The organism is Flavobacterium sp. ASV13 (assembly GCF_000745775.1).
Taxonomy (GTDB): Bacteria; Bacteroidota; Bacteroidia; order Flavobacteriales; family Flavobacteriaceae; genus Flavobacterium.
Map to the genome: position 1 here is coordinate 1 of NZ_JQJY01000012.1, position 6985 is coordinate 6985.

Here is a 6985-nt window from a genome sequence, read left to right on the forward strand (position 1 = left end):
AGCTAAATTTGCAGGTGCTGACGCTATACTCAATTTACCCTCGATATAACAACCCTCTAAATTATAAGCATAAACTGAACCTACATTAGAGTTATATTCCCATCTGCAATCGTCTAACCTTATCCAACAATATTTAAAACGTGGTGATGTTGTACCTGAACCGCCACTTAAACTCTGTCCTGTTGCGTGTGATACTGTTATCATACTATCTCTTATATTAATACCACCATAAAATGGCACTGTTTTGAATTTACCCTGTATTACAGAATTACTAATAGTACAACCGCCTAGACAATTTATTATATTAGTTGTTTTAGAACCCATATTGCAATTTAAGAATGATAAGCCATTTATTTTAATAGCTGTTGATTTTCCAAAATTAAAAATATGAATACCTGAACCTGTCATTGGTAACATTCCCGCCGTCAGATTATAAAAAGCATGGTTATTACCATTAATTTCAAGTCCTGTGATAGTGTCACCACCACTTAATCTTATAGTTTCAGTAACACTTTCAACTTCATCATTCCAATCTAAATCAGAATTGATTTCAATTATATCACCACTTTGTGCGCCTGCAATAGCATTGCAGAACTCATGTGCTGAATTAACATTATATGTAGCCATATTAACCTCACTTTCCAGTTGCGATGTCGCAACTACTTCATTAATAATACCATGTTTAAACCTGATTGATTATAAGCAAACCCCCACAATCCTGTGTCTGATGATTTGCCTAATATATCATAGTCAGCCTTAAACGGAAAATCGTTATGTAGCATATCATAGTTGTCACTATTGTCTGACGTACTATCTGCTACATCAACCCATGTACTTGAACTAAGTATCTCATTCCTAAATGTCATTAAGACATCTACTCTTGAATGTAACACTATTCTACCACCTGACAAAAAGTCATGACTTGTTATAAAGTAATATCTACTTGTAGCACTACAAAAGAAATAGTTACTGTTAAGTACAACGTCAGAAGTCATCATAATAAAGTCTGGTGTTAATGAGTTCTCTGTCTCTTTTATAACAACTCCATTAACTGTCCCGACTTCACTTAAATATCCTGACTTGTTTATTCTGTTTGGTGTAGCACTCTGTTTATAGAAATTTAATTCCATTAGTTCCTCACTCCTAAAATCTGATAGATAGTTCTAATACCATCTTCCTTATTATACACAGCGGTGAACTCTGTATAATCTCTCATTGACATGATAGCATTGAGTGCTGACTTCTTGTATTCCTTGTTAGGATATACTTTGTAGAGCAGATAAATATTATCTCTTGCGATATACTTATAAACTCTTGTTACCTTTTCAAAGTGTCTGACCATGAACTTTGCAATTTTAAGGTCTTCTGTGTATGCCATATTTTTAACCCCCTTTACCCTTTCGGGTAGCGGTTGCGATGTCGCAACCGCTGAATGTGTATTACTTTGTTGATGTTTTTACTTCATCATCAATAGCACTTGCAAGTGCTCTTGTGTCTCCGTTAGACAGGTTGGTGTTATTCTGTGTTGACGGAGTACGAACTGTGAATACCAGTACATTCTCTGCAAGGTCATTCATGTACCTTGCGTTGATGTAGTGGAAGTAGTTATAGAAACGTCCGTTAGGCACATAAATACCAGTTGTCTGAACATCTTCCATGCAAACTGCACAAGCATCAACGTCAAAAATAAGACCTACTACACCAGACGTTGCAACTGTTGTACCAGTTGACGCAGTTTTTACATTAATACCTGAAATAGTATTGAACGGGAATGATGTATCTGTACCGCTACCCTGCCAGTAAGGAACTGTCTGGAAGTTATCACCCAGTGATACAAGGTCATTGTGATATGTGTCACTCTCCATAAATACCTTAGCACTCTCATTGAAGTGGTCAAGCATAATCATTTTCATCTTGCTGTCAGGAGTGAAGTTAACGTAGTCTTCCTCACCGAAAAGTACACTCGGATTAGCAAGCATTTTCTTGTACTTCATGATAGTAAACACGGCAAATTTCAGGAATGAAGCATTGAACATAGCCGCATTAGGTGTGAGTGATGTACCTGCACTTGCATTGTACATTGCAAGCAGATTGATATCCTTATTTCTACTAATCTTTTCAGCGATAAGATTGTTTACAGTACGTCTGATAAGATTGTCTCTGCTGATAGCAAGCTTCATCTGTACTCTGTTTTCAATTGCAGAGATAACCTTGTTCATAGCAGAAACAGATGTGAACGCACTTTTCAGTGTCTTCTCAGGCAGAGAAATCTGTGTCATGAATACATCATAATCGTCGAAATACTTTGCCGACAGTGTAGCAGGCTGATACTCAAACTGTTCAGGAGTATCACCACGATTGAGTGACCATGTTGTGTCATTCTCCAACTCATTCACGGAGACTCTGATTTTCTCCATGATAGAACCGTACTCCCATGCGTCTCTCTGAATGTCAGGTGCTGTTGACTTATATGTACGGTCAACAACTACCACACGACCGACCTTATCAATCAACTTCTTGCCGTAAGCTTCAAAGAACTTTGTGATGTCTTCCTGACCTGCTGTCAGTTCAGTTCCGACATCAACAATGTTTGACAGGTCTTCATTTACAGCTGTGATAGCAGTTTCACCCATCATTTCAGAATTGATTGAGTTAAGGATTGTAGAAACCTGATTAATTTTCATAGTTTATTACCTCTCTTTTCATTTGATAGTTGCGATGTCGCAACTGGATTAACGTGTTTTGCAGTACAACATTAATTATTTACCATATTTCTTCAAGTGTTGCTAAACCAATGTGGCGCAATACACTTGTGAAATACAGGTCTAAAATAGTATTCATAGCTAATTCTCTAGCCTGAATTTCAGCTAAAGATAAATCCGTATACCATTCATTTCCTGAACCTATATTTTTGTCGTTTCCTGTTGTCTTGTTCTGTGTGTTTGTGTTGTATGTGGTTGTGTCTGTTCCATTATCGGATATACTTTTACCATACGAAACTGTTTTGTTATCTGTGTCTTGTGAATTAATAGTAGAGTTGTCATTATTAACAAAATTTGACGATTGGTCAAAACTTGTCACGCCATTAACGGTACTTTCATTTGATGTACCCTGTGAATTTATTGTGTCAGAACCAGACAGAGTTTCAGTATTAGTTTTACCTAATGTTTCTGTACCTGTTTTGGTTTCTGTATTTGTAAGGTTTGGTGTTCTGGTTTCATCACTATCCCACTTTTTATGGTATTTGTAAAGTGGTGAAATTTCAGTGTTTTCTGTTACCGTTTCAATCAGGCGGGTAAACTTCTCTAAATTTGCTATGTCATGATTATTCCACATAATTTTTATGCGGTTTAAAACAGAGGTTAAATTTGAATACCTTTCTGATAACGGTATACAGCAGTTCATGTAACCGAATGTAGAAGCGAAATAATTTTCAATTTCGGAACGTGTGAAAAACTCCATTAGTGCTGTAATTATTGCGCTGTTAGTTGGTAAGATTGATGTATGTGAATGATAAGCGGAATATGCATTGAGAATATCAAATGTTGGGTACATTCCGTGTTTCTTATCATTTGTACATTCATCGAGGTAAGTTGTGTTTATTACTATGTCGTAGTTATTCATCATTTGTATCACCGCCTTTATCGGGTTGCGATGTCGCAACTGTATTTGGTTGCGATAATTCATCACGCTTGTTAAGTCCCTCAAATGCGTGTTCCTCGCCGTAACGACGGACATTGAATTTGATATCAGTACCATACAACGAATTGCACATTTCAACACCACGTTTGACATTTTTCTCAATGTCATCTATGAGTGTATCCATGCACTCCGCATTTAGAGCAACTTCTGCCTGTACAAGGCGTTCTCTTTTCAAGTTGAAATTACTGTTAATTCCTAATTCTTGCAGAAATGTACTCCATATAAATTGATAATTTTCTATGAGTTGTCTCATACTCTCCGCAGGTTTTACAGTTACAAGAGGGTTTACAGAAAAATCATCCTCAAACTTTTTATGTACAACTTTATAGGGTTTGCCCTCATACATTGAATTGAGAACTAATTCGGCTGAATTACTTGTTGACTCTCCGTCTGCATCTGCTATTAACATAAGTCTGGAATTTTTCTGTGCTACGTTAAGTGAAAGTTGATTGTCTGCTAACAGTGTAGCTGTACTGTCTATTAGCATTGAAAGTCCACCATTTGGAGTAAAGGGGTCAGTATCTTCTGTTGTGAGAAATAATACAGCTACATCTTTACCGATTGTTGGTGAACCTGAACCTAACACAGGGTTTGCATATATGTACTGTGTAGGTTTATAGTATTCGTTCATTTCCCCACCGACATTTCCACGGACGGTGTAAATACCGTCCGTGTTTTCGATAATGCCGACATGACCTGTTAATATGAGTTCAGTATTTAAGAAGTTTTCATCAAATGTTTCAGGGAGATTATCCCATTCAAATATACTTGAAGCAGTATTAACTAACTTCTTTTTGAACCTTGCAAATAACAAGTCATAAGTGAAGGGGATATTCTTTAATTCTCTCACGTTATATCTCATAAAGAACCCCCTATTGTGATTACTTTACACTGAGAACCTTGAACTGGTAGAATGTTCTACCTGCATTGCTCTGTCCTGTGATAGGCATAACTGTGATTTCAGAAGCACCGTCTGTGAATACGTCGATAATCATGTCAGTACACTCGATAAGAGTAGTAGAAGTGAAGCCGTAGATATCGCCGTCTGCGGTCTTTACAGCACCGACAGGCTTGACCTCACCTGTTGTGGTATCAACAGTGGTATACATGATTGCTCCTGTGATAGTGATTGCCTTGTCAAGCTTCTTGATGTCTCTTGGTACAGATATCATGTTCAGCTTGTCGATTGCGGTGAAATTGATTTCTTTATTGATTGTTACGTTTGCCATTTTAAATTACCTCTTTCTTAACTTTGATTTCTTGACTTGTTTTTCGGGTTGCGATGTCGCAACTTGATGAACGAACCCATTTTGGAAAATAGAAAAAGTGTTGAATGTTGTTATGTAATACTTATGAATGAAAGTTGCAACATCAACCCGACGATTATAGTGTACAACGTGGAACTAATTAACGACCGACTAATTATTAGTGCAATGGAAACACCTCTTTCTGATTAAAGTAAAGCCCTGTCGTGGATTTGCACCACGGTATCAGCTATACAGGGCTGTGAGGAACGTATCTATGAAGTTTTATCCCGCCCTCACTTAATGGAATGAGTGAAAATCTAGTTGCGATGTCGCAACCGATGTGCATGGTGAGGGATTGAACCTCACCACCCGCCTTGACGGATATGCACTAGAAAAGGAGAACAAATAAATGGAAGTTAAGTAGAAATCTGGATTATTTCAAACTTTACAATATATTTTCCATATATTGTAGGTTTTGTCATGTAGTCTATCCTACGTATTACCTCACCAATTGAAATTGGTTCTGAATTTGCAGGACGTTTCATTCCATTTTTAAGGGTTATTATTATGTTATACTTAGGCTTTTCTGTTACTTCACAGCCGTAAATTGTGTTCAGTATTGCCTTAGTACACATCATGTCTGTGTCTATGTATTCACGTTCATTCATACTATCACCTCAAATACCATGTTATGCACATTCTGTTCTGTCCCCACATATAGTATCTAGTCATGTCTATGACTAATTCATACTGTCTATGTGGTAAGAAGCTGAACCACATTGGTAACTCGACATATGTAATTTGTGTGAGTTCACAGAAACGTATTACTCTCCGCTGAATAGCACGCATTTTCTGTACTGTCATGCCCTCTTTGAGTAGGACACTCTTTGAACCGCTTGAGTTCGGTGTCTGTGAAGCTTCATGTAGTGCTTCTTGACACGCTTTATCAATTCTTTCTAACCATGTCATTTTTATTACCTCATTCCTTATTTATTAGTTGCGATATCGCAACTTTGATAGCTGTGTGAGGGGTTTGAACCCTCACACCCGCCTTGACGGATACAGCTTAGAATTTTATTGTTACCTTTTTCATGGTAGCCTTGTCGATAGTTTCAGTGTGAAGCTGTGTTCTAAGGAAGTCAGTGAAGTTGATAAGTCCACGCATAGAGGTAATCTCAGCCTTTTCCCACGACTTATCTTTAAGTATAATAGTCCAGTCCTCACCTGTGATAGTTGAGGGTGTATTCTCATCCTCAGAAATGTTCTTATCGAACTTAGGTTCAGTAATGGTCTTATCAAACTTGCTGTCTTCGGTTGCGGTATCGCAACTATCATCGGTTGACTTATCAGCGATAGCCTTTTTAGGGTGCAGTACGTCCCTAATCTGTTTGATAGTCATGAGAGGGTTAATCTCTGCTAACTGCTCATCTGATGCGTTGCGTATCTCCATGAGCTGTGATATCTGGTATGCGTCATAGGCGTTATCACCGAGAAAACGTTCTGCTACCTTTACAAGTTTGCTACCAGTAGCTTTATTGATACCAAAGTACTGTTCACAAAAGTCGCTGAAAGTAGCACACTTAACCGTGTAAAGTTCCTCATTACGGATTTTAAGCAGAGTACGTGCTACCTCATGAGATGACTTTCTACCTGCGGCTATCTGCTCGCGAATGTATACTACGTCCTTGTCAAGGTCTACTGAGCCTGTGCTTGCTGTTGTGATTACGTTCATAAGTTCCATAAAAATTTTCCTTTCTGGTTGCGGTGTCGCAACTCTGTTGAATTTGTTGTGAGGTCTTTTTCCTTAACCTCTATACATATTATAGCACATTTTAAAGGATTTGTCAAGTAAACTTTTCTTTAATTTGTTTACTCTGTTAACTTATTGGTTACGATGTCGCAACCGATTTAGTTAAGTCATTTAACTAATCCCTTTATCTGTCCTCGGAGAGGTCTCTCTGTCCCTCTCACTATATATAGTATACCACTATTCAAGGCAAAAGTCAATGAATTATCTGTTAACATTATAATAACTT

General features: G+C 37.6%; 9 protein-coding genes. All 9 read right to left on the bottom strand.

Annotated features, from left to right (window positions below):
• On the bottom strand, positions 1-627 hold a 627-nt coding region (locus GQ47_RS20445; RefSeq protein ID WP_035652485.1), incomplete at its 3' end, for a hypothetical protein.
• A 32-nt stretch (positions 628-659) separates the two neighbouring features.
• The gene (locus tag GQ47_RS20450; RefSeq protein ID WP_035652487.1) at positions 660-1130 is read right to left on the bottom strand and encodes a hypothetical protein; all 471 of its coding nucleotides are present in this window, start codon (positions 1128-1130) and stop codon (positions 660-662) included.
• Positions 1130-1378, bottom strand: a complete 249-nt coding sequence (locus GQ47_RS20455; RefSeq protein WP_035652488.1) for a hypothetical protein — start codon at positions 1376-1378, stop codon at positions 1130-1132. The genes GQ47_RS20450 and GQ47_RS20455 overlap by 1 nt, the downstream gene beginning before the upstream one ends.
• A 61-nt stretch (positions 1379-1439) precedes the next feature.
• The gene (locus GQ47_RS20460) at positions 1440-2684 is read right to left on the bottom strand and encodes a phage major capsid protein (protein WP_152561062.1); all 1245 of its coding nucleotides are present in this window, start codon (positions 2682-2684) and stop codon (positions 1440-1442) included.
• A 79-nt stretch (positions 2685-2763) separates the two neighbouring features.
• Positions 2764-3336 (bottom strand): hypothetical protein, encoded by a 573-nt coding sequence (locus tag GQ47_RS20465; protein WP_152561063.1) that lies wholly within the window; start codon positions 3334-3336, stop codon positions 2764-2766.
• A 280-nt stretch (positions 3337-3616) separates the two neighbouring features.
• Entirely contained in the window at positions 3617-4564 is a 948-nt protein-coding gene (locus tag GQ47_RS20470; protein WP_035652493.1) for a hypothetical protein, read from the bottom strand.
• Positions 4565-4583: 19 nt separating this feature from the next.
• Entirely contained in the window at positions 4584-4931 is a 348-nt protein-coding gene (locus tag GQ47_RS20475; protein ID WP_035652496.1) for a hypothetical protein, read from the bottom strand.
• Positions 4932-5365: 434 nt separating this feature from the next.
• On the bottom strand, positions 5366-5617 hold the full coding sequence (locus tag GQ47_RS20480; RefSeq protein WP_035652498.1) for a hypothetical protein: 252 nt from the start codon (positions 5615-5617) through the stop codon (positions 5366-5368).
• A gap of 398 nt (positions 5618-6015) precedes the next feature.
• Positions 6016-6690: a hypothetical protein gene (locus GQ47_RS20490; protein ID WP_035652503.1), complete on the bottom strand. Its 675-nt coding sequence runs from the start codon at positions 6688-6690 to the stop codon at positions 6016-6018.
• Between the last annotated feature and the right edge of the window lie 295 nt (positions 6691-6985).